This window comes from Leptospira stimsonii (genome assembly GCF_003545885.1).
In the GTDB taxonomy this organism is placed as follows: domain Bacteria; phylum Spirochaetota; class Leptospiria; order Leptospirales; family Leptospiraceae; genus Leptospira; species Leptospira stimsonii.
Genome location: NZ_QHCT01000007.1, coordinates 1 through 22,116 on the forward strand (window position 1 = coordinate 1; position 22,116 = coordinate 22,116).

24 protein-coding genes are annotated in these 22,116 nt (G+C 43.8%); 21 read left to right on the forward strand and 3 right to left on the reverse strand.

Annotated features, from left to right (window positions below; genetic code table 11):
• From DLM75_RS24305 to DLM75_RS19395, 13 genes are all read left to right on the forward strand, one after another.
• On the forward strand, positions 1-533 hold a 533-nt coding region (locus DLM75_RS24305; RefSeq protein WP_158586493.1), incomplete at its 5' end, for a hypothetical protein.
• 8 nt (positions 534-541) lie between these two features.
• The gene (locus DLM75_RS19340) at positions 542-919 is read left to right on the forward strand and encodes an NADH-quinone oxidoreductase subunit A (RefSeq protein WP_118970152.1); all 378 of its coding nucleotides are present in this window, start codon (positions 542-544) and stop codon (positions 917-919) included.
• Positions 910-1,470: an NADH-quinone oxidoreductase subunit B gene (locus DLM75_RS19345; RefSeq protein ID WP_118970153.1), complete on the forward strand. Its 561-nt coding sequence runs from the start codon at positions 910-912 to the stop codon at positions 1,468-1,470. Before DLM75_RS19340 ends, DLM75_RS19345 begins: the two co-directional genes overlap by 10 nt.
• A complete protein-coding gene (locus tag DLM75_RS19350) occupies positions 1,467-2,000 on the forward strand; it encodes an NADH-quinone oxidoreductase subunit C (RefSeq protein ID WP_118970154.1) in 534 nt (177 codons plus the stop codon). Before DLM75_RS19345 ends, DLM75_RS19350 begins: the two co-directional genes overlap by 4 nt.
• Before the next feature lies 1 nt (position 2,001).
• Positions 2,002-3,219, forward strand: a complete 1,218-nt coding sequence (locus tag DLM75_RS19355) for an NADH-quinone oxidoreductase subunit D (RefSeq protein ID WP_118970155.1) — start codon at positions 2,002-2,004, stop codon at positions 3,217-3,219.
• The gene (gene nuoE, locus DLM75_RS19360) at positions 3,219-3,698 is read left to right on the forward strand and encodes an NADH-quinone oxidoreductase subunit NuoE (protein WP_118970156.1); all 480 of its coding nucleotides are present in this window, start codon (positions 3,219-3,221) and stop codon (positions 3,696-3,698) included. Before DLM75_RS19355 ends, nuoE begins: the two co-directional genes overlap by 1 nt.
• 14 nt (positions 3,699-3,712) lie before the next feature.
• Entirely contained in the window at positions 3,713-5,020 is a 1,308-nt protein-coding gene (gene nuoF / locus DLM75_RS19365; protein ID WP_118970157.1) for an NADH-quinone oxidoreductase subunit NuoF, read from the forward strand.
• Positions 5,017-6,057, forward strand: a complete 1,041-nt coding sequence (nuoH, locus tag DLM75_RS19370) for an NADH-quinone oxidoreductase subunit NuoH (protein ID WP_118970158.1) — start codon at positions 5,017-5,019, stop codon at positions 6,055-6,057. Before nuoF ends, nuoH begins: the two co-directional genes overlap by 4 nt.
• A 66-nt stretch (positions 6,058-6,123) precedes the next feature.
• The gene (locus DLM75_RS19375; RefSeq protein ID WP_429945503.1) at positions 6,124-6,696 is read left to right on the forward strand and encodes an NADH-quinone oxidoreductase subunit J family protein; all 573 of its coding nucleotides are present in this window, start codon (positions 6,124-6,126) and stop codon (positions 6,694-6,696) included.
• Positions 6,693-7,013 (forward strand): NADH-quinone oxidoreductase subunit NuoK, encoded by a 321-nt coding sequence (nuoK, locus tag DLM75_RS19380; RefSeq protein WP_069608100.1) that lies wholly within the window; start codon positions 6,693-6,695, stop codon positions 7,011-7,013. Before DLM75_RS19375 ends, nuoK begins: the two co-directional genes overlap by 4 nt.
• A 5-nt stretch (positions 7,014-7,018) precedes the next feature.
• Positions 7,019-8,959 (forward strand): NADH-quinone oxidoreductase subunit L, encoded by a 1,941-nt coding sequence (gene nuoL / locus DLM75_RS19385; protein WP_118970319.1) that lies wholly within the window; start codon positions 7,019-7,021, stop codon positions 8,957-8,959.
• Between the two features lies 1 nt (position 8,960).
• Entirely contained in the window at positions 8,961-10,643 is a 1,683-nt protein-coding gene (locus tag DLM75_RS19390; protein WP_118970160.1) for an NADH-quinone oxidoreductase subunit M, read from the forward strand.
• Positions 10,640-12,115, forward strand: a complete 1,476-nt coding sequence (locus DLM75_RS19395; protein WP_118970161.1) for an NADH-quinone oxidoreductase subunit N — start codon at positions 10,640-10,642, stop codon at positions 12,113-12,115. The genes DLM75_RS19390 and DLM75_RS19395 overlap by 4 nt, the downstream gene beginning before the upstream one ends.
• A gap of 16 nt (positions 12,116-12,131) precedes the next feature.
• Here DLM75_RS19395 and DLM75_RS19400 read toward each other — a convergent pair whose 3' ends face one another.
• On the reverse strand, positions 12,132-12,482 hold the full coding sequence (locus DLM75_RS19400) for a hypothetical protein (RefSeq protein WP_118970162.1): 351 nt from the start codon (positions 12,480-12,482) through the stop codon (positions 12,132-12,134).
• A 235-nt stretch (positions 12,483-12,717) separates the two neighbouring features.
• Between DLM75_RS19400 and DLM75_RS19405 the strand changes: the two genes are divergently transcribed.
• The 4 genes from DLM75_RS19405 to DLM75_RS19420 all read left to right on the forward strand — a co-directional run bounded on the left by DLM75_RS19405 (position 12,718) and on the right by DLM75_RS19420 (position 15,977).
• A complete protein-coding gene (locus DLM75_RS19405; RefSeq protein ID WP_147456667.1) occupies positions 12,718-13,665 on the forward strand; it encodes a tetratricopeptide repeat protein in 948 nt (315 codons plus the stop codon).
• 138 nt (positions 13,666-13,803) lie between these two features.
• A complete protein-coding gene (locus DLM75_RS19410; RefSeq protein ID WP_147456668.1) occupies positions 13,804-14,724 on the forward strand; it encodes a hypothetical protein in 921 nt (306 codons plus the stop codon).
• A gap of 281 nt (positions 14,725-15,005) precedes the next feature.
• Complete coding sequence (locus DLM75_RS19415) at positions 15,006-15,476, forward strand: hypothetical protein (RefSeq protein ID WP_118970320.1); 471 nt, start codon at positions 15,006-15,008, stop codon at positions 15,474-15,476.
• A 57-nt stretch (positions 15,477-15,533) separates the two neighbouring features.
• Entirely contained in the window at positions 15,534-15,977 is a 444-nt protein-coding gene (locus DLM75_RS19420; RefSeq protein ID WP_118970165.1) for a TIGR04452 family lipoprotein, read from the forward strand.
• Positions 15,978-16,052: 75 nt separating this feature from the next.
• Here DLM75_RS19420 and rsx read toward each other — a convergent pair whose 3' ends face one another.
• Both rsx and DLM75_RS19430 read right to left on the reverse strand, forming a co-directional pair.
• The gene (gene rsx / locus DLM75_RS19425; RefSeq protein ID WP_118970166.1) at positions 16,053-17,120 is read right to left on the reverse strand and encodes an LIMLP_03685 family anti-sigma factor; all 1,068 of its coding nucleotides are present in this window, start codon (positions 17,118-17,120) and stop codon (positions 16,053-16,055) included.
• A 10-nt stretch (positions 17,121-17,130) separates the two neighbouring features.
• Complete coding sequence (locus DLM75_RS19430) at positions 17,131-17,670, reverse strand: RNA polymerase sigma factor (RefSeq protein ID WP_118970167.1); 540 nt, start codon at positions 17,668-17,670, stop codon at positions 17,131-17,133.
• Between the two features lie 166 nt (positions 17,671-17,836).
• On the opposite strand from DLM75_RS19430, the gene DLM75_RS19435 reads away from it, so the two are divergent.
• From DLM75_RS19435 to srp (DLM75_RS19450), 4 genes are all read left to right on the forward strand, one after another.
• Complete coding sequence (locus DLM75_RS19435; protein WP_118970168.1) at positions 17,837-18,694, forward strand: LA_0442/LA_0875 N-terminal domain-containing protein; 858 nt, start codon at positions 17,837-17,839, stop codon at positions 18,692-18,694.
• A gap of 65 nt (positions 18,695-18,759) precedes the next feature.
• Complete coding sequence (gene srp / locus DLM75_RS19440; protein WP_118970169.1) at positions 18,760-19,476, forward strand: sigma factor SigX-regulated lipoprotein; 717 nt, start codon at positions 18,760-18,762, stop codon at positions 19,474-19,476.
• Between the two features lie 782 nt (positions 19,477-20,258).
• Complete coding sequence (locus tag DLM75_RS19445) at positions 20,259-21,053, forward strand: LA_0442/LA_0875 N-terminal domain-containing protein (RefSeq protein ID WP_147456669.1); 795 nt, start codon at positions 20,259-20,261, stop codon at positions 21,051-21,053.
• A gap of 65 nt (positions 21,054-21,118) precedes the next feature.
• A complete protein-coding gene (srp, locus tag DLM75_RS19450; protein ID WP_118970171.1) occupies positions 21,119-21,844 on the forward strand; it encodes a sigma factor SigX-regulated lipoprotein in 726 nt (241 codons plus the stop codon).
• The last annotated feature ends 272 nt before the right edge of the window (positions 21,845-22,116 follow it).

The following is a 22,116-nucleotide window of genomic DNA, read 5'->3' on the forward strand; positions in this document are numbered from 1 at the left end:
CTTCGCTTTCGCTGTTCGTTGGCTATTTCGCTCTCTACGGATCGCTGTTTTTCCAACTTCGTTGGAAGCCACTCACTTCGCTTTCGCTGTTCGTTGGCTATTTCGCTCTCTACGGATCGCTGTTTTTCCAACTTCGTTGGAAGCCACTCACTTCGCTTTCGCTGTTCGTTGGCTATTTCGCTCTCTACGGATCGCTGTTTTTCCAACTTCGTTGGAAGCCACTCACTTCGCTTTCGCTGTTCGTTGGCTATTTCGCTCTCTACGGATCGCTGTTTTTCCAACTTCGTTGGAAGCCACTCACTACGCTTTCGCTGTTCGTTGGCTATTTCGCTCTCTACGGATCGCTGTTTTTCCAACTTCGTTGGAAGCCACTCACTACGCTTTCGCTGTTCGTCGGCTATTTCGCTCTCTACGGATCGCTGTTTTTCCAACTTCGTTGGAAGCCACTCACTTCGCTTTCGCTGTTCGTTGGCTATTTCGCTCTCTACGGATCGCGAAATAGGTTGACAGGCTATATGCAAACCGGAGTCTAATAGGAGCTATGGATAGCGCTCCCGAGCACCTTGGCCCTTTATTAATTCAATTCTTACTCGGAGTTGGTTTCTCCGCTCTGATTCTTACCCTTGCCATACTCATTGGCCCCAAAAAGAAGTCCAAGCCGCAAGACACGTTCGAATGTGGTGTGCAGTACTACGGGGATGCGAGAGGTCTTTTTAATATTAAGTTTTATCTTGTAGCCGTTCTTTTTATTTTGTTCGATATTGAGGCCGTCTTCCTTTTTCCTTATGCAGTCAATTTGATCGGATTTAAGAACGCGGGAATCGGTTTTTTTCTCATCTTCGAGATGTTTGTGTTTGTCCTCACCTTAGTCGTAGGCTTATACTATATCTGGAAGAAAGGAGCACTGGAATGGGATTGAGTGATCTTAGCAAGGCTCCGGGCCAAGCCCTGGGCGACATGATTCAACTCGGAAACGTTGAATCCGTGATTCAATGGGGAAGAAGTTATTCCCTTTGGCCGTATCCTTTCGCGACGGCTTGTTGCGGCATCGAATATATGAGCACATCCTGTTCCGATTACGACATCGCTCGTTTCGGTGCGGAACGCCCTTCGTTCTCACCTCGTCAAGCGGACATGATTCTCGTTCTTGGAACCATCACCTATAAGATGGCTCCAGTGCTTCGTCAGATCTACGATCAAATGGCCGAGCCGAAATTTGTGATCAGCGTAGGAGCTTGCGCTTCTTCGGGGGGAATGTTCAACACGTACGGAGTTCTGCAAGGTGTGGATCGAATTCTTCCCGTCGACGTTTATGTTCCTGGTTGTCCTCCTCGTCCGGAAGCGATCTTGGACGCGCTTGTGAAATTACAGCAGAAGTTGAAAACTCAGGGGCTGGAAGAAAGACGTCAGGAAGTGATGCATAAAATCCAGGAATTGAACGAAAGAAATAAACCCCTGGTTGTAAGATGAAAGAAGCAGTAGAAAGTTTCCTCAAAGATAAATTCCCTCACTTCTTGGACAAACAAGAATCCGTCGTTTCCAATGTTCCCGTTTTTTTTCTAAAACCGGAAGGTTTGGTTCCGGTTTTAACGGCGCTCAAAAACGATCCAACACTCTATTATAATTTTCTAAACGATCTTACCGCGATCGATTGGCTCGGAAAAAAAGAACCCCGTTTCGAGGTCTGTTATCTGCTCCGTTCTGCGAACAAGTCGTCGAGTAGAATCCAGATCAAGGTCCGAGTAGAAGAGGGAGAATCGGTTCCGAGTATCGTCTCCGTTTTTAAAGGCGCCAACTGGCCGGAAAGGGAAGTGTATGACCTTTTCGGAATTCCCTTTGCCAATCATCCAAACTTGGATCGGATCTTGATGCCGGATAACTTCCAGGGCCATCCACTCCGTAAAGATTTTCCGCTCGAAGGGTTCGGTCAGGATTATCTCATCGAAGATCTTCTCCAAATGCATATCTCCGAAGACATCACAAAGGAAGGAGGAAAGTAAAATGATGTACGAAAAAACGGCCCAACATTTCGGACAGAAGTTTGCCAATCTTCCGGAAGGTCATCTCCTCGTAAACTTAGGTCCTTCTCACCCCGCGACGCACGGAATTCTTCAGAACGTGATTCAACTCGACGGCGAAAGAATCGTGGAAGCGGAATCGGTCATCGGTTACGTGCACCGTTGTTTCGAAAAATTAGGAGAACGTTATACTTACAATCAGTTCCTGGTCTGCACGGATCGGATGAACTACGTTTCCACTCCTCTGAACAATATCGGTTGGATTCTCGCTGTGGAAAAGATGATGCAGATCGAGGTTCCGGATCGTGCGACGTATGTGAGAATGATCATCTCCGAACTTTCCAGAATCATGGATCATATCATCTGTTCCGGAATTTTGGGAGTGGACTTGGGAGCTTTTTCGGGGCTTTTGCATCTCTTTCACCATCGGGAAAATATCTATCAGGTGATCGAAAAACTCACCGGAGCCAGGCTGACGACTACATTTTGTAGAATCGGCGGTTTGGAAAGGGACATCTATCCCGATTTCGTAAAAGAAGTAAAGATGGTCTGCAAAGGACTCAAACCCGCGATCGAAGAATTCAACAGCCTTCTTTTAAAGAATAAAATCTTTCTGGGACGCACGGATGGAGTCGGCGGGATTTCCGCGGAAAACGCAATCGCTTACGGTTATTCGGGACCGAATCTCCGCGCCGCCGGCGTCGATTGGGACGTTCGAAAAGACGAACCGTATATGTTGTATGATAAAGTCGATTTCGACATTCCGGTCGGCGAGGACGGTTCCGTTCTTCATAGAACCTTGGTTCGTATGGAAGAGATGCGTCAGTCGATTCGTATCATCGAACAGTTGGTAGACGGGATTCCGGAAGGAACCTGGCACGCGAATCTTCCGCACGCTTATCTTCCCGAAAAGAACAAAGTCTACAACAACATGGAAGAATTGATCTATCACTTCAAAATCATCATGCACGGAGTCAAGGTCCCTCCGGGAGAATACTATATGGGGACCGAAGCCGCCAACGGAGAACTCGGTTACTACATCGTCTCCGAAGGCGAAAAATCTCCTTGGAGAGTCCACGTTAGACGTCCTTGTTTCTGGTTTTATCAATCCTACGCCGAACTCGTAAAAGGCGGTTTGCTCGCGGATTCCGTCGCTACGATGAGTTCTCTGAACGTGATCGCCGGGGAGTTGGACTGCTGATGAGTTACAAATTCAGTGAAGAATCCGAAAAAAGATTTCAGAAGATGCTGGAAGTGTTTCCGGAAAAGCGCTCTCTCATTCTCCCTTGTTTGTACATTCTCCAGAGGGAAAACGGTTTTGTGGATCAGGACGGGATGAACTACATCGCGGAGCGTCTCGGAGATCCGATATCTCTCGCGCAGGTGTACGGAGTGGCTACGTTTTATACTCTCTATAATAAGAAGCCCGTTGGAAAGTATCATATCCAGATCTGCGGAACCTCGAGTTGTTATCTCCAAGGAAACGACGGGATCGAAAAACATCTCTGCGATCGTTTGGGAATTCATCTCGGACAAACGACCCCGGACGGAAAGTTTACCTTGGAAGAAGTGGAATGTCTCGGCGCCTGCGGTTATTCTCCGATGGTGCAAATCAACGACGATTTTTACGAACAACTGACTCCTGAAAAGGTGGATCAGATTCTAAAAAGTCTGAACTGACAAAGGAAATCCTTATGGCAGAAATGAAAATTCTTACGAAATACATCGATAACCCCAAGTCCACAGAACTTGAGTTTTACGAATCGGTTCACGGTTACGACGGTTTAAAAAAAGCGCTTCAGATGAAACCCGACGATATCATCGCCGAGGTGAAAAAATCCGGACTCAGAGGACGGGGAGGCGCGGGCTTTCCGACCGGACTGAAATGGTCCTTTATCCCGAAGGATATTCCAAAACCGAAATATATCATCTGCAACGCGGACGAAGGCGAGCCCGGTACATTCAAAGATCGTAAACTGATTGAGAACCTTCCTCACCAGATCATCGAAGGGATGATCATCGGCGCAAGAGCGATCAACTCGAACAAGGGATTCTTCTACATTCGTGGAGAATTTCAGAAAGGCGCAAGAGCGATGCAGAAGGCGATCGACGAAGCCTATACAAAAGGGTATCTCGGTAAGAATATCTTAGGTTCGGGCTTTGACTTTGATCTCGTCCTCTACGAAGGTGCGGGCGCTTACATCTGCGGAGAAGAAACCGCACTCATCAATTCCCTGGAAGGAAGAAGAGGTCATCCAAGATTGAAACCTCCGTTTCCTGCGGTTTCCGGTTTGTATCGTTCCCCCACCGTGGTGAATAACGTGGAAACCTTTTCCGCGATTCCTCATATCCTGGACAAAGGTGCGGATTGGTATTCCAAGATCGGGACCGAAAAATCTCCGGGAACAAGACTCTTCAGCGTTTCGGGTCACGTAAAAAGACCGGGCGTCTACGAAATCGAATTAGGAACTCCTTTATTAGAACTTGTGAATGATCTCTGCGGTGGAATCGTCGACGATAAACCTCTGAAGGCGATCATACCCGGAGGTTCTTCCGTTCCGATTTTAACGGCGGAAGAATGTAAAACCGCAAACATGGATTTCGAATCGATGGCCGCTCACAAAACCATGCTCGGCTCGGGTGCGGTGATCGTACTCGCGGAAGGAACCGACATCGTAGAAACCACGTTTCGTTTCGCAAGATTCTACGCGCACGAATCCTGCGGTCAGTGTACTCCTTGTAGAGAAGGAACCCATTGGGTTCGGGACATTCTTTCCAAAATTCGAGACGGGGAAGGGACAACTCAGGATATCGATCTGATTCTTTCTTTATCTCGTAACATGGAGGGTGGAACTACGATTTGTCCTCTTTCCGACGCTTGTGTCGGGGCGGTTCGTCCGGCTCTTCAGAAATTCCGTTCCGAGTTTGACGCAAGACTCAAAGTAAAACCGGAACCCGTGACGGAACCTCGTAGACGCAAGGAGGATAAGGCTCTTCTATGAATTGGAACGAAATCCTATTTTGGCTCTTAAAGAGCGGTCTTTTCTTTTTTATCCTGATCACCGCCTGCGCCTATTACACTCTCGCCGAAAGACGGGTCGCGGGTTTTATTCAGGACCGCAAAGGACCCAATCGTGCGGGAATCTTCGGACTTCTCCAACCCCTTGCGGATGGAATCAAGTTTCTTACCAAAGAAGAAGTGTTCCCTCTGAACGTAAATCGTGTGATGTATCTCATCGCTCCGGGAATTTCGATGACCTGCGCCATCATGGCTTGGTCGGTCGTACCTTTGGGTGGTCAGATTCCTCTTCCCGGATTTTTGCAGAACGCGACCGGTCTTCAGTTTTTGGATCTGCAAGTTGCGAACCCCGATACGGGGATTCTTTTTTTGTTTGCGATCTCCTCTCTCGCTGTGTATGGAATCATCATCGCGGGTTGGGCGAGTAACAACAAATATTCCTTGTTAGGCGGGATTCGTGCGACGGCTCAGATGATCAGTTACGAACTTCCTCTTTCGATGAGCGTCGCTTCCATTGTGATCATCACCGGTTCCTTGAAACTTACCGATATCAGCGCCTCTCAGGCGGGTCTCTGGAATATTTTCAAACTTCCCGGTTTTATTGCGTTTTTCCTTTTTGTAGTCGCGATGTTTGCGGAAACCAATCGTCTTCCTTTCGATTTGGCGGAAGCAGAATCGGAACTCGTCGTCGGTTTTCACACGGAATACGGCGCGTTTAAGTTCGCGTTATTCTTCATCGCGGAATACATGAACATGATCACGATGAGTTGTGTGGTGACCTTGCTTTTTTTCGGCGGTTATCAGGTTCCTTTTGGGATTTTGGACGGTCACGTTTTACAACCTCTTTTCGGACTCTTTTTCTTTTTGGGAAAGGTTCTCTTTTTTACGTTTTTGTTTCTCTGGGTGAGATGGACGCTTCCTCGTTTTCGTTACGACCAACTCATGTCTCTCGGTTGGAAAAAGCTGATTCCTTGGGCGATTTTGAACATCGTCATCGCAAGCATCTATATACAATTTTAAGAATATAAGAAAATGCCACTAACAGATCAACCTCAACTGCTTCTATTCTTCCTGTTTGCGACGGTGATGATTCTCAGTTCTCTGGGAGTGATCTTTCACCCAAACGCGATCACCGCCGCCGTTCTTCTCGTATTGAGTTTTTTTTCTCTCGCGGCTATTTACGCGGTGATGAACGCGATTTTTATCGCGACGATGCAACTTCTCGTGTATGCGGGTGCGATCATGGTTTTAGTCGTCTTCGTTTTGATGCTTCTTTCTCTCAGGGACGACGCCCCTCAGTTTTTTATCTTTGAAAAACCGGTGAAAAAACTTTTGTATCTGACCCTCGTCGCCTTTTTGGGAGTTCTTTTGATTACCGCCGTACACGACGGAATTCCTTCGCGAACTTCGGAAAGAATCGGCTATCTCTCCAACAGCAATGTTGAATATTCTTTCGATATTCCCAAGGGCGGAAACACAGCGAACGGAGTCGGCTCTACTTCGTCCGGAAATACCGCAGTGGTCGGAACCGCAATGTTTCTCCGTTATCTGCTTCCTTTCGAATTGATTTCCATTCTTCTTCTCGCCGCGGTCCTTGGAGCAGTCGTACTTGGAAAAAAGAATCTCGCCAACAAGGGATTGGAAGGAGAAAAACCATGAACCTTTGGATTTCCGGAATTCCTGTGGAATATTTTTTAACCCTCGCGATGATCATCTTTACGATCGGAGTCGCCGGCGTGATGGTAAGAAGAAGCGCGGTCCTTATTTTTATGTCCGTGGAATTGATCTTAAACTCGGTGAATCTCGTTTTCGTCACCTTCTCCAAAGCCCTCCACCAAGTGGACGGAGAAGTTGTGGTCTTCTTTGTGATGGCGATCGCCGCGGCGGAAGCCGCGATCGGACTTGCGATTGTGATCGCGATTCATAGGCTCAAAAAGACAAGCTACGTAGACGAAATGAATCTGATGAAATGGTAGTAAGAATGGAAATTTCCAACCTCATCCCTGCGTTAGTCGCGCTCCCTTTGATCGGTTTTTTAATTTCGGGGCTTTTCGGCAAATGGCTGAAAGGTTTTACCGGTATTCTTTCCACGGCCGTAGTCTTTTTGTCTTTTGCTTTGGCGCTCGTTTCTTTTTTTCAATTTCATCCTATGGAACGTTCCGTTCCCGAGATCGTAACCTTATTTCCTTGGTTCGAAGCCGGAGGTTTGAACGTCTCGCTCGCGTATCAGGTCGATCAACTTTCCTTATATATGATTTTGATCATCACCGGAATCGGATCATTGATCCATCTCTATAGCATCGGTTATATGAAGGATGATCCGGGTTTTACGCGCTACTTCGCATATTTGAATCTTTTTATATTCGCGATGTTGAATCTGGTTCTTGCAGAAAATCTAATTCTTCTCTTCCTGGGATGGGAAGGAGTGGGTCTTTGTTCTTATTTGTTGATCGGTTTTGACTATCACAAGGATTCCGCCGCAAACGCGGGGATGAAAGCCTTTATCACAAACAGAATCGGCGACTTGGGAATGCTCCTTGGGATCGCACTCGTATTTTGGTACACGGGTTCTCTTTCTTTTACGGAGATCGCGGAAGCGATTCCGGAAGTTCCTTCGTTTCGTTACATTCTCCCGATTGCCGCCGCTTGTTTTTTTATCGGAGCCATCGGAAAGTCGGCTCAGATTCCGTTACACGTTTGGTTACCGGACGCGATGGCTGGACCGACTCCCGTGTCCGCTTTGATTCACGCGGCTACGATGGTGACGGCGGGAATCTTTTTGATCGCAAGGCTCAATCCGATTTTTCTTTCCGCTCCACAAGTCGGTCATTGGATCGTGATCATAGGATCGGTAACCGCGTTTTTAGCCGCGACCGTGGGTCTTTTTCAAAACGATATCAAGAAAGTTTTGGCGTATTCCACCGTATCTCAGTTAGGTTATATGTTCGTAGCGATGGGAGCGGGCGCCTACGTCGCCGGGCTCTTTCATCTGATGACTCACGCGTTTTTTAAGGCGCTTTTGTTTTTGGGTTCCGGTTCAGTGATCCACGCGCTTCATCACGAACAGGATCTCCGCAATATGGGCGGACTCAAAAAACAAATGAAGATCACTTGGATTACTTTCCTTGTAGGATCTTTGGCGATATCCGGAATTCCTCCCTTTAGCGGATTTTTTTCCAAAGATCTCATATTAGAAAAAAGTTATGCGTATGGAACCCTCTTTTACGGACTCGGAATCATCACGGCGCTCTTGACCGCGTTCTACATGTTCCGAATGACCTATTTGGCATTTTATGGAGAATCTCGTGTGTCCTCACACAAGGCTTCTCATCTGCACGAATCTCCTCTTGTGATGACGATTCCGCTCGTAATCTTGTCGGTCGGCGCGGCGATCACCGGATTTTTAGAGGTACCGCATTTTCTTTTCGGAGGAGTCGACCTCCTAACGAGATACTTCGCTCCGATTTTCCTCAGAGGAACCGAAATCTCTCAGATGATCGTCAAACAAAGCTTAGATGGTCATGAGGCGAATGCGTCCATGGACTTGATTCTCGTCGCGGTTTCCGTCGCGGTGGCGGTTTCCGGAATTTTTATCGCGAGGACGATTTTTCTCACCGGTAAAAACGTTCCCGTGGAAGAAGAATCTCTTTCCGGATTTAAAAGAATTCTTTCCAAAAAATATTTCGTGGATGAATTCTACCGAGACTTTATCGTAGATCCGATTCTTCTACTTGGTAAGTTTTTCGCAAATTATGTGGAACGAAATTTTCTGGATTTGATGCTTCGAGGTACCGGAAGGGTCGCGGTTGCGATCTCCTTGGTGCTTAGAAGAATTCAAACCGGAATCGTGGTCGACTACGCGATCCTGATCGTCTTCGGAACGGTCGCCATTCTTTCCTTTTTTCTACTGAGGGGGCTGTAACTTGGATTTCCCGCCATTTATACTGAGTATCTTTTTATTCTTACCTCTCATCGGGGTTCCGTTCTTATTTCTTTCCAATAAGGTTTATTGGTTACGATTCATTTCGGGAACGTTCACGTTAGTTCCCTTCTTAATCCTCGTAGGTTTGTATTTCAAATACGATCCGGAAAACGCTTCGCTTCAATTCGTGGATCGTATTCGGGACGTAGTCGTTTCCGGAAATTTAAGAATCGACTATCACGTCGGAATGGACGGCTTCAGTCTTCTGCTCTGCGGAATGTCTTCCATGTTGTTCTTTCTTTCCACACTCGCAACTTGGTCGAGCATCACTTCCAGAATCCGAGAATTTTACATTTATCTAATGATCGTCGAGATGAGTGTACACGGAGTTTTTCTATCCGGAAACCTCGTTCAGTTCTATATCTTTTGGGAAGCGATGGTTTCTCCGATGGTATTGATGGTCGGAATTTGGGGAGAAGACCAGAGGGTAAAAGCCGCGATCAAATATCTGATCTTCTCCTTTACCGGCTCGGTCCTGATGCTTGCAGGAATTCTAATCTTATATTTTAAAACGGGAACGATCGTGATCGAAGATCTGTCCACCGGGCTTTTGCCGGAGATTCCGAAAAACATCCGTTTGTTTATGTTCTTCGCGTTCGTCCTTGCGTTTGCGATCAAGGTTCCTTTGTTTCCGGTTCACACTTGGATGCCCGATGTTCACTCACAGGCGCCTACGGTCGGTTCGGTGGACCTTTCCGGAATTTTATTAAAGATCGGACTCTACGGATTTATTCGCTTAGCAATTCCGTTGTTTCCCGAAGAAATGTTGGAATACCGAGAGCTCTTAGGGGGGCTCGCGATCGCAGGAATTCTTTACGGAGCGATCATTGCGATGGCGCAGGAGAATTCCAAACGAGTCGTCGCGTTTTCTTCCCTTTCCCACATGAGTTTTTGTATGCTCGGTATCTTGAGTTTTACGGAAGAGGGAATGGCAGGTGGGATGCTTCAAATGATCAACCACGGATTCACCGCAGGGATGCTTTTCTTTATGTTAGGAATGTTGCATGAAAGAATCGGAAACAACGATATCGCGAAGGCCGGGGGATTGTCCAAACTTCTTCCGGTCTTTTCCGTATTCTTTGCGATCGGAATTTTTTCTTCCCTCGGAGTTCCCGGCACAAACAGCTTTATCGGAGAATTTTTGATCATCCTCGGAAGTATCAAAGCCAATGTCGTCTACGGCGCGTTAGCCGCAACGGGTGTGGTTTTTGCCGCCGGGTATCTTCTCCTTTTTGCGAAGAGAATGATCTTTGGGGAGCCTACGAAGAATCTAACGGAACACCATGATCTCAATTTGAAAGAATGGGCGATTCTCGTTCCTACCGTTGTCATGATTTTTTGGATCGGAATTTATCCGAAACCTTTCTTGAGAGTTTTGGAACCTTCCGTAAGAGTTGCGTTAAACTCCGCTTCGGCGAAAGTAATACAAGATCGTTCTTTAAAGGAAAAAGACCTGAGCGATAAACCGTTTGAAAGAAAATACACTTCTTATAAATCTTTGGGAGTCGATCCGGTTCGTTACGAAGAACGTCTGAAAGGATACCAAAGCAAATTCGCGCTTCCCGAATCGATTCGAAAGGGTAAAGAGACTTCTCCAGAAGGAGACGAGGAGGCGGTGCAATGAATCTAATACCAAACATCCTCGACCTATTTTCCATTCTTCCCGCAGTGATCCTGGCAGGCGGTGGAGTATTTCTGATCTGCCTGAGCGTTCTTTTTAAGACAAAGGAATTTTTGATCGTAAGATACACATCCGGATTGATTCTTCTCATCGCTCTTGCGAGCGTGTTTTACACTTCGTTTCGATTTCCGGGAAACGGAGTCTACTTCGGTGGGCAGATTGAAAATACAGTCATCACATTTTGGTTGAATTTAATCTACTTATCGATGGCGATCGGAACCGCGGCGATCGTCCCAAGAATATTAAAAAATCATAAAGTAGAATTTCCCGAATTCTATCCTTTGCTTTTGTTCGCGACTTGTGGAATGATGCTGATGACTTCCGGACAGGACTTTATCCTCGTTTTCGTCGCCTTGGAATTGATGAGCATCTGTCTTTATATTCTTATAGGAATGGCGAGGAGCGATCTTTTCTCTCTGGAAGCGACTCTCAAGTATTTTCTTTTAGGAAGTTTTTCATCCGGATTTATGCTGATGGGAATCGCCTTTCTTTTCGGAGGAAGCGGCTCTACAAACATAACCCTTGCATTAAAACCCTTGGTCGTCGCAGGATATCAAGGGAACTTTGCAAAGATCGGTCTCGTTTTGTTTTTGACCGGAGTCGCGTTTAAGATCGCGCTTTTTCCTTATCACGCATGGACTCCCGATGCCTACGAAGGAGCATTGACACCGGTCACCGGATACATGGCGACCGCGTCTAAGTCCGCTTCCATCGGACTTCTTTTGATTCTTTATACCAAGCTACCGATGCCTTTCACGGAAACGACCTGGGCTTGGTTACCGGGAATTCTTGCGTTATGCTCCATGGTTTACGGAAACTTACTCGCATTAAAACAGGAAAATCTAAAACGAATGCTCGCGTATTCTTCCATTGCGCACGCGGGATATGTCGTCGCGGGAATCGCAGCGGGAGTCCACGAAGAAGCGTTGTTCTACTTGATCGTCTATTCTTTCGTTAGCTTAGGAGCCTTTGCGATTCTTGCTTATCTCGAAGAAGGTACGAGACAGGTTACTTTCTTTTCGGTTCAATCTCTTTCCGGAGCAAAGCCGCTCACTGCGATTGCGATCAACATTTTCTTTATGTCTTTGGCGGGTGTTCCACCATTCGGAGGATTTTGGGCGAAACTATTTCTCTTTCAAAAACTCGCGGAATCGGACACGTTGATGAATCGAATTTTACTGATCGGGGGAGTAACGAACTCGGCTCTTGCGCTCTATTACTATCTCCGCATCGGTATCGCGACTTTTATGAGTAGCGACGAAGGTGAAGTAACAAGAAATCATTCGGCGCCCTTTAGCATCGGAGTAACCGCGGTCGTAGTCGTTTGTTTTTTTATGGTCGCGCTGGGCTGGTTTTTGTTCGTTCCGGGAAAACTGCTGGCGATCGGTGCGCTTCAGTATCTTAGCGGTTATTGAATGCTCGACTTTTCAGTTACATTTTGTTGTTGATAAAGTAAAGCCAGAGAATCGCCGCCCAAAGCCAAAGTATAGGAATATACAGAAAATATAATATTCTATTTGACCATCCTCTTTTTTTGAAAAAATCGAATAGAATTGCGCCGAAAATAAAACCGAGCGGCCATAAGATGCCCACCAAGATCGTCGTAGGCCAGACCCAATCTCCATGGAAAGAATTCGGATGTGGAAATACGGATTCCGAGATTGGAAATACCATATAGTAGAGTCCGAATCCCATTGCCCCTAAGCTGAAAAAACCGAGAAAGGATAAAATCACGCTAATGACGACGCTGAACTTCACGTTTGGAGATAGAGAGTTCCACATGTTTGGTAGGAATATCGGATCGAATCATTTTTGAAAAGTAGATTTTGCGGAGATCCGTGCGGCTCCAATCTCTTGCGATCTGAATCCGTTTCGCTTTTTCTCTGGTAAGGAATCTAAGAAACTAAAGACGATTCGAACGAGAAGAATTCATTCCAAAATCTGTCTTGTGTTTACGAGAAGAAATATTTGTATATTCAATGGATCCAGATCCAAGATTGCAAGAGACGGATACAAAATGGATCTTCAAAATCGATTTATGAAATTCGTAAAACGAAACGCGAACAAACTACCAAACCGCAGAAAAACAGAAACATTCTTCGCGTTGATCTGTCTTTGGATCCTAGTGCAGAGTCTTTCTTCAACACCCGATAGCGACTTTGTGCCCGTCGCAGGTTACAAAAACAACGCCGAGTCGATGCGTTTGCGCAAGCTTGCGGGCGACTTTCGAAGAGTAGAAGTTCGGTTTTTTCTCAAGGGATTCGATCGATCCGAATCTGTACGTATAAAAAAGGCAACGTTGAATACGCTTCGCGAGGATTCTTATTTTATCTGGAACGAAGGTGCCGAAGAGAAGGGGATTCAAAGCGAAATCGTTCAAAAAGGAAAGAATTCTAAAACGTTTTCGAAAGAGAACCTTCTGATGACAATCGTATTAAGACGTTCCAAGTCGGATGACGGACAAAAAAAGATCCTTTTTCGAATGGATTGGTTGAATCGAAAAACTCTGGTTCGGGCAAACTTTCACAGCGAAGAACGGTTCGTAGACGAAGACCAAAGAAATATTCAAAAACTATTATATACATGGAAGTCCGAGATTCTTCCCATTCAGGATGTATTTTTTATCGAAAACATCGATTGTGTTTCCAATGACGCGAAAACGACCGCGTTTTTGGAAATCGGCTGTAAAAATCTCCTTCAAAAAACGGGGGACTCGGGTTCTTTCAAGAAATATTGGGAGAAGGCGGAACGAAGTCCATTGACCGGACGCGATCGGGAATCGATTCAAAACAATCTAGCGTATTATTCTGTTTCGCTTGGAGACTTTAAAAAAGCGGAAGAGTGTTTTTCTACGGCCGACTCTTTGGACGATTCGGAGAGTTATCGTAGACATCGAGATCAATTAGAAGCCATCCGAGAGTTCCGAAAAAAATATCGTCATTACGAAACGAAAGATTCTCCCTAATTCGCGATTCCCTCCGAAATAAATTTCATGAACCTTTGAAACGAAATCAAAACGTTTTTGTTTTGGAAAACGGGAACAATCAAGGTTCCATGATTCGAAAGTTCTTGAAGAACGTCCCGATTTTAGTAGGATCGAAATATGAAAAACACACTGTTGTTCTTATTCATTCTTCTTGGTATTTTTGATACGTGTAAGCAGACTCCTCCTTCGCAGGCTTTTGAACAAACGGATTCCAAGGAAAGGTTTCGAAATTATTGGGAAGCAGGAAAGGCTGAAATCGATAGTTATGAGCTGAGTCAGGTTCGTTACGGGGAAAATCACAAAGGACAAGCGATACTTATCTTTGTTACGGAGGACTTCTCGAAAAGAAAACAGGTAAAACTCGATCGTCCGGAAGAAAACGAAAAAGACGGCGCCAAGATTCTTAAACTCAATTTTGTTAAGAATTTTGTGACCGGAATCTACGCTTATTCCATGACTCTTTCCGTTTTTACCCCTATGGATACGTTGACGTATCCTCGGAGTTTCAAAGAGACGATGTCTTCACAAGAATGGTGCGGTAATGTTTTCACTCAGATCAATCTGGAAGAGGATCGATTTCGAGTGGAATCCTATTCTTACTTTGAACAGGAAGGAGACCGAAAATTCTCCTTAAAGAAGGAGTGGCTCGAAGACGAACTCTGGAATCGTTTTCGCTTGGATCCGGATCGGGTTCCTCTGGGAGAATTGATCTTGATACCGGGTCTTTTTCACGTAAGACTCAATCACAAAGAACTGAAATCGTTGAAGGCAAGGATTTCAAAAGAACGGAAAATCGACTCCACAATTTTTACGATTCAATATCTCGACGAAGAAAGAACCCTCAAGATTCGGATCGAGTCGAAGTTTCCTCATAAGATCTTGGCTTGGGAAGAGACGTTTCGAGATTTTAACGGTCATCTCATGACGACCTTTGCAGTGCTTCAATCGAGTGTCCAGAGCGACTACTGGAATCGAAACGGAAACGAGTATCGAAACATGCGAAAAGAACTCAGACTCTCGGAAGAATCCGTTTTCTAATCGATCTACTTTCCTTTTGGTAAAAAACGAAAAATTTGTTTCAGACACTATATTCTAAAAATCTGAAATAGGGATTCATGTCCCGATTCGTTTGCCACTTAGGACACGACTTCCTTTTTTTGAAACCGCTTCGAATTCGTTAAATGGACCGCCGGTATTTTTTGTATGAATCGATTCTAAACGGATTTTAAGAGGTTGTCAGTCTTAGGAGTTCCGAGGACTCTGTGATTTAGTCGGGTCTAAAGGCTCCATGAGAACTTTTGGGAACCACGGGAGGGAATGTGAACATCGAAATCGGAAAGGGATGGAACGGACTTTATTTTGGAATGTCTATGGACGAAGTAAAGGAGAAACTGGGCGAGCCGGACGAGGTTTACAATTACGACTATGAAGGTTCGGAATCCACCGGGTTCGAATACTTTTCTCAAGAAGCGGAATACGAATTCGACGCCGACGAAGACAACAAACTCTATTCGATCACAGTTTCCAATCCTTCGATTCTTCTCTACGGAAAACCCATCATCGGAGAATCGATAGAAACCATCCGAGCCCTTCTTGAAAAAAATGGCATCGACGATCTGGAAGAAGACGACGAAGAACACGATCATGATCATGAAGAAGACGAGGAAGAAGGTTTAACTGCATTTTCTGACAAGTTGAATGCGATCTTTCAATTTGAAGAAAATGAATTGATCTTTTTCGGATTCAGTCCTCTCTTCAAAGACGATACGATCGTCTGGCCGAAATACTAAAAATAGTAAACCGAACTGCTTAGATCAGTCGATTCGGATTCTTTTTTTCTCATTTCCATGGGAATTTGGAAAATTCAAAGAATCGAATCGTCTGATACGATGATGATGTTCGGAAAAACAAAAATCGGTTCTTTTCTTTTTCTACTCTGGATTCTTTCCCATAATCACTGCGCGTATCTCAATATAAATCCGAGTCTTGTCACGGGAAAGGAAGCGAAGGAAATCATTTCGGATCGACTTCTTGTCAGCCAACTTGTTTATATCCTTGGTCTTTCCGAAAACGAGCCGGTTCGTTCGGCTTCCGTGGCGGGTCTAACTCTCACGATTGTAATCCCCGACTCTATGGGAATCGACGAAAAGAAAATGTATCAGAAGGATGCCGTAGACGAATGCGCGGATCGGATTTTCCTGGTTTCGATCGTCTCCACGGCTCTTTCCACATTTGTTTGTGACGCGACCGACCCGCCCATAAGCATTCCGGTCATCAGCAAGAAATTGTAATTTAGAATTTCTGAATAAACCGGATTGTCATCCACGTTCCATTCGCCCAAAAACGTATCCTCTCGAATCCCGCATTTAGGGAACCAATTCCAATTCGATGATGTCTTTTTTCTCGATTTCCACTCGGTTTCCTTCCCTGTCGGTTAGGATATAGGAATTTTCATTTTCTTCCACGGTTCCAACGTAGGATTTCCTATTTTTCAAAGTGATCTTATAAACCGGATCGGAGGAAGCTGAATCCACCTGAATTTTCTTTTTGAGATATTCAATGGTTTCAGGATCGTGTTTCGAATCCTTTTCGTTTAACAATCGTTTGGAGTGCTCGGAAAGCTCCGAATATTTTGTCTGATCCTTAGTTTCCGTTTTGATTATCTTTAACTCCGAATCCATCGTTAATTCTTGGGAATTTTCCGCCTCCAAGACGGAATAGCCTGCTAAGGCATCGTAACTTTTGCGATTTTCGGAAAGTCCTATTTTTACTCGCACTCCGCCTTCTAAGACAAGGATTTGATACCGTCCCGAACTCTTATCGGAAATCAGGGTAAGTATCGTGCCCAATAGCTCCGACTGAATTTTGTGAACCGTCGCACGAACTTTCGTGGAAGGATTCTTTTTGTGAGTCGAGAATATTACGATTCCAGAATTTAGTTGGAGAGAGAATGTTTCGTCACCTTTAGAAACCGCAAACTCGGTATTCGGAAATACTCTCAAAATCAGACCCAATTCTCCTTCGATCTTGAGATCGCAAAAAGAATCGTTTCCGGAATTGATTTTCAAGGTTTGTTTTTCATTTTCGATTTTGCAAACCCCTGTGACTACCGATCTTACGATTTCAAATTCCTGTTTGATCTCGCTAAAAAAGCGAAAGTAAACGGCAAAGGAAGATATCAAAAACAGAGAAGCCGCGGCTAAGAGGCCGATTTTAATATCGAAATTCTTTTTTTTAGGAAAGAATTCCGATACATTTTGTTTTTTAGAAACGTCTTCGATCGATCCGATCTTGTGTTTGAGTTTCATAAGAGTGAAAAATTCTTTTTTGGATTTTTCGTCCGATAAGAATTCGGAAAGTTCGGATCTTGTCATTTCGTTGGCTATGGCTTTTTGCATGCGCGTTCTTCGGCCGGAATTTTTATCGTTATCCATTTTTTACCTCCTAAATTTCCAAACCGAAATCAGATCTCTGCAATCTCATACGCAATACGGTCAATGAAGCGTATGTTTTCCTATTTACCGTTCTCACCGAAATTCCAAGTAATTCCGCCGTTTCCTTGATCGTATGTTTTTTAATATAACGAAGCTGAATGATATTCTTTTCCAATGCCGGAAGATTTTCCACGCTTTCTTTTAATAGATCCAGTTGAAAAGATTCATCCTCATTTTTTCTCTCGTCTTGAGCGATCGACTCGATAAATTTTTGGGAATTTCCGATTTCCTTGTTCTGAGTCGAATTTTTCTTTCGTATCAGATCATAGAATTGATTTTTTGCGATCGTTATCATCCAAGCACTCTCGTTTCCTTTGGAAGAATCAAAATCTTCCCAATGATGGAGCACTTTGATGAAGGTTTCCTGACAGATCTCTTCCGCCTCTTCCCGAGAAGCGCCTTTGCTCATCAGAAATCGAAAAATCTTCTCGTAATTTCTCGAATACAAACCGTCAAAATCGAATGTTCTAACTTCGGAGTTTTCACTCATTCTAAATCAAATAACGAGATGACTGAAAGAAAAGTGCCAGCTAAATTCAAAAAAAAATATTTTTTAAAACTTTTGCGAAGGAAGATAATTATTTCCTATTCCTAATTGCGGAGATTTGTACGACTCTTGACATCTTTTTTTAAATTTCAAACGTTCGAGATCTAAATTGAAAGAAGTAGTGGCCTGCCTTGATATCCGAGTTGACTTTTCTAAAACATTGAGTTTTTCTGTTTCGACAATGCGAACCTTCACTCGCTTTTGCCTGGTTCTGATTTTTAGTTTATTTTTTTGTCTCGATCTGAATGCCAAGTCGGTGCTCTTAAAGAATGGCAGAAGAATCGAAAACGTAAAAATTAAACCAGTAGCGGACGGTTTCGAAATGTCTCATCCGAACGGCAAAATTGAAAGGATTCCTCTTTCAAAGGTTCTGAAAATATTCCTTTCCGATGATGTTCCCAAATCGGCTCGAATTCCTGAACCAAATTCAAAAACAGAAATCGCTAACAAAGATGCTTCCCCCACTAACGATCTATCGGAAACAAAGCCGAAAAAATCCGGTGTCGCCGTTTTCTCCGAAGGACTGCTACCGGGTTGGTCTCGGATGGCTCGGTCCGATTCTTATTCCGTCAAAGGTTTGGGATTCTTTTTTATATTCGCAGAAATCGCTCTTGCTTATAAAACCTATCAAATCACGCAAGCGCCGAGTTCTGTTTCAGATTTTTCTAACCCTATAGCGTTGCCATCTGTACTCGTCGCTCTGTCACAAAAGGACGCGAACGCATTAATTATCGGTTATGCGAATGTTATTAGTTCTTCCGGTAACTTGGTAAAAACTTCGGACGGAAGAATTATGCAGAAAGAACAGTATGAGAAAGATAAGGAATCCTATATGTCCGCTTTTCTCTTTGTTTTACTGATGGACGCTATTCTTGGTTATAGCCTAGAAGATCGGATCGTTGTTCCCAAGTTAAACGTTTCCTTACAAAGTAAAGAGATATCCGCTGGCGTAACGATTCGATTTTAATTTTTTTCTGGCACAAGTGAGTACTTATTTTCATAAGCAGGTCGGTCCATTAGGAGGATTCGACTATGCTTATAAAAAATATTTCTTTGGTTTTGGTATTCTCGGTTTTCTTCGCACAATGTAACGGGAAGGGAAACGACTCTTCTAACGCACAAACATTGATGCTTCTTGCCGCTATCACCCCTAAAAATCCCGGCGTCAGCGGTTTGTATGCTTCTCTAAAATTAAACACTTCCTGTAACGGAGGGCAGGGAAACTATTCAAACGGGATTGTATCTCCATATCTAGCTATCAACCAAACTCAAAATTGTCCGAGGGGTGGGAAAGTGGAAGCTTCCGGTGACATTTCAGTCAATGTAGCGGGGGCAACCACAACCGTTCAGTTCAACGGAGTGAAGGCTGTCTATTCTTCCTGCTCCTTTATAGCTCCCCTCGTCGAAGGTCCGGAAAATTCTTCGGCGACCGTTTTGTTAGAAGGTGAACTTTTTCAAGACTTCTCTACCTCCCAAACGATAGACGCTTCTTCAGTTCCTTCTCTAACAAAAGCAACTTTCAACGGAACGCAAAGACTTCGTTCCAGTAATTATAAGGTGAACGGATATCTTTTTCCGACGTTTGATGTTACTTTCACCGTGAGTAACGGAAAAATCGCATTAGAAAATTTCAACGATCTCGATAACGCTTATATTTCAGTTGAAGAAGTTTTACACGCGAGTGGAACCATCGGCGACGAAAAGATCGATAAGGACTTCCCCTTTAAGTCAAGATACAAATTTAAGTGATTTACTCACCGTCGAGGAAGTTCTCTTCTTCGACGGGTTTCTTGTCGTATTTCATTCTCGAAACGCATCGATTTCGTTTATCCATGTTAAACTCTTGAGAAATCAAATCGATTCTCAGTTCAACACAGATGACAAAATTAAATTCAAAGAATTCTTTTTAAACTTAAAATGAAATAGAAAGGCTCATGCTCCTCTTTACTCTTCTTTTTGTTTCAGAATAAGAATGGAGGTTTTATATTTTATTTTTTCTATAGAATAAATTCAATAATCAATGGAAAGAATATTATTCTATCCTTATTTTTCTTTTCACTCTTCGCCAATCACTGTAGTAAATACAAAAACGATACCCAAAAAAGCGTTCTTTTGTAGTCGGCTCAGGAGAATAAAAGAATCCAGATGGTCCGGTTTATATGTTTTTTGGATGTCGCAAAATAAAAATTATGGAGCGTTACACACCTTGTGTGATTACTCGGCCGCAACCTTGTCTAAAGACATTGTATTGATTTGTACGGAGACAAAGCGGAATCGAAACGGGAATACAATATGGACGATCTACCATACAAAGTTTAGTCTAAAATTGGAAACAGAGTGATGTCAAAATCTCTTCGCCCTTTGCAAGAACTGACTTTGCACATCCAAAATCGAAAGATCTTCTCGCAATTTATAGAATTGGAAACCTTCAAAGTCGAAAACTTGAACTTTAGAAACGTCGTTTATTCCACTTTTAAATAACGGATTGACTGAAGAAAAAGTGCCAGCGATCGTAAAAGTTCGGAATGTTTTTGAATTTTTATAAAGTTGTCGTTTGCTCCTTTGTTTTTGTGATTTCGTTTTGTGTCGAATTGGATGCAAAATCTGTTCTTTTAAAAAGTGGAAGAAAGATCGAAAACGTAAAGATAAAGCCGGTTTCGGATGGTTTTGAGATCTTTCATTTGAATGGGAGAATGGAAAAGATTGCCCTTTCCGAAGTTGTGAAAATATTTATTTCCGACGACGTTCCAAAAAAAGTTCGCAGTAAATCACAAAGTATTTCTTCCGCAAAAGAGATCCCCGTAGGCGTAGAAACAAAGGAGATTCTCGTTATGGAAACGACTCCGAAACAAAAATCCGGTGTCGCCGTTTTTTCCGAAGGATTGATTCCGGGTTGGTCTCGGATGGTTCGTTCCGATTCTTATTCAGTCAAAGGTTTGGGATTCCTGTTTATCTTCGCGGAACTCTATCTCGCAAAACAAATATACCATTATACGAAAGCTCCCGGACCAGTTTCCGATCCTGGCCATCCGAGTTTTTCGCAACCGGTGTTGGTTGCAATCGCTCTGCGAGATTTGAACCTTACGAATATTGCCCTTCTCAATAACGTATATTCCGATTCGAAGAAAGTAAGGCTGGAGGATGGACAGGTGATGCAGAAGGGACGTTATGTTCAAGAGAGAGAAGCGTATGTTTCCGCCTTTGTCCTTGTCTTATTGTTGGATGCTTTTTTGGGTTATCGGTTTGAAGATTGGTCGTTTGTTCCCAATGTCAACGTTTCGGTGCAGAATAGGGACATTTCAGCGGGAATCACGATTCGATTTTAATCTTTCTCTGGCACAAGATTATTCTTCGTTTCGTAAGCAGGTTAGTCCATTAGGAGGATTTGATTATGCTTATAAAAAAAATTTCGGTGGCGCTCCTGCTTGCGCTTTTCTTAACACAGTGCGACGGCAAAGGAAATCATTCTTCGAATGATCAAAACTTACTTCTTCTTGCCGCGATCACTCCAAAGGATCCAGGAATTTCCGGATTGTTTGCATCCATCAATGCTATGAGGGCTGGTGGAGGAGGAGGTGGAGGTGCAGGAGCCTATTCCAATGCGGGTATTTCTCCGCTCGCGCAAATTAGCCAGAGTCAGCCTTGTCCGAAGGGAGGAAATTTTTCGATTGATGGGGATCTGAATGCTTCAGTAGTCGGTACAGATACTCGCTTACAATTCACAGCTACGAAATTCACATACGCGAATTGTTCGGTCTACGCTCCAAAGATTGATAATGCAACGGATCAGTCTTCTTCACAAGTTACTTTAGACGGAGAAATTGTAGAAGATATCGATATGACGCAGAGTGCATTCGTTCGCACCGGCAATGATGTCACTTTTACGACCAGCGGAACTTCAAGGCTACGTTCAAGTAACTATAAAGTAAATGGATATCTCTTCCCAACATTTGATGTTACTTTTACGTATAACAATACGAAATACACTTTTGAAAATGCAATCGATCTTGATAACGCATATGTCGTAATCGAAGAAACCGTTCATGCGTCGGGAACGATTGGAACCGAAACCGTGAATTCGGATTACAGTTACAAAGTTAGATACAAATTTCGTTAATTCCTCAATTTTTCCACCGAGGCGTTTTGTCCTCGGTGGAATTCTGATCTTCCTTCTTTCTTTTGATTCTTTGATCGCTGATGAGAACTATTTCCACGGCAACGATTCCTACTCTTTTTCTTTTTTGGAATTGTTCTTCACTTCGTTTATCAAATTTTTAAAATCAAAAATCGTTTTCGAATTAAAGTTTGATGACACCACAAAATAGAATTTGAAGAATTCGTTTTATAATTCATTTGAAAAATGGAAAGAAACTAGAGATTTTTTTTTCC

What these genes read in the sequence shown, in the direction of transcription:
- DLM75_RS19340 (WP_118970152.1), top strand. Translation starts at nt 542, where the DNA reads ATGGATAGCGCTCCCGAGCACCTTGGCCCTTTATTAATTCAATTCTTA.
- DLM75_RS19345 (WP_118970153.1), top strand. Translation starts at nt 910, where the DNA reads ATGGGATTGAGTGATCTTAGCAAGGCTCCGGGCCAAGCCCTGGGCGAC.
- DLM75_RS19350 (WP_118970154.1), top strand. Translation starts at nt 1,467, where the DNA reads ATGAAAGAAGCAGTAGAAAGTTTCCTCAAAGATAAATTCCCTCACTTC.
- DLM75_RS19355 (WP_118970155.1), top strand. Translation starts at nt 2,002, where the DNA reads ATGATGTACGAAAAAACGGCCCAACATTTCGGACAGAAGTTTGCCAAT.
- nuoE (WP_118970156.1), top strand. Translation starts at nt 3,219, where the DNA reads ATGAGTTACAAATTCAGTGAAGAATCCGAAAAAAGATTTCAGAAGATG.
- nuoF (WP_118970157.1), top strand. Translation starts at nt 3,713, where the DNA reads ATGGCAGAAATGAAAATTCTTACGAAATACATCGATAACCCCAAGTCC.
- nuoH (WP_118970158.1), top strand. Translation starts at nt 5,017, where the DNA reads ATGAATTGGAACGAAATCCTATTTTGGCTCTTAAAGAGCGGTCTTTTC.
- DLM75_RS19375 (WP_429945503.1), top strand. Translation starts at nt 6,124, where the DNA reads ATGATTCTCAGTTCTCTGGGAGTGATCTTTCACCCAAACGCGATCACC.
- nuoK (WP_069608100.1), top strand. Translation starts at nt 6,693, where the DNA reads ATGAACCTTTGGATTTCCGGAATTCCTGTGGAATATTTTTTAACCCTC.
- nuoL (WP_118970319.1), top strand. Translation starts at nt 7,019, where the DNA reads ATGGAAATTTCCAACCTCATCCCTGCGTTAGTCGCGCTCCCTTTGATC.
- DLM75_RS19395 (WP_118970161.1), top strand. Translation starts at nt 10,640, where the DNA reads ATGAATCTAATACCAAACATCCTCGACCTATTTTCCATTCTTCCCGCA.
- DLM75_RS19400 (WP_118970162.1), bottom strand. Translation starts at nt 12,482, where the DNA reads ATGTGGAACTCTCTATCTCCAAACGTGAAGTTCAGCGTCGTCATTAGC.
- DLM75_RS19405 (WP_147456667.1), top strand. Translation starts at nt 12,718, where the DNA reads ATGGATCTTCAAAATCGATTTATGAAATTCGTAAAACGAAACGCGAAC.
- DLM75_RS19410 (WP_147456668.1), top strand. Translation starts at nt 13,804, where the DNA reads ATGAAAAACACACTGTTGTTCTTATTCATTCTTCTTGGTATTTTTGAT.
- DLM75_RS19420 (WP_118970165.1), top strand. Translation starts at nt 15,534, where the DNA reads ATGGGAATTTGGAAAATTCAAAGAATCGAATCGTCTGATACGATGATG.
- rsx (WP_118970166.1), bottom strand. Translation starts at nt 17,120, where the DNA reads ATGGATAACGATAAAAATTCCGGCCGAAGAACGCGCATGCAAAAAGCC.
- DLM75_RS19430 (WP_118970167.1), bottom strand. Translation starts at nt 17,670, where the DNA reads ATGAGTGAAAACTCCGAAGTTAGAACATTCGATTTTGACGGTTTGTAT.
- srp (WP_118970169.1), top strand. Translation starts at nt 18,760, where the DNA reads ATGCTTATAAAAAATATTTCTTTGGTTTTGGTATTCTCGGTTTTCTTC.
- srp (WP_118970171.1), top strand. Translation starts at nt 21,119, where the DNA reads ATGCTTATAAAAAAAATTTCGGTGGCGCTCCTGCTTGCGCTTTTCTTA.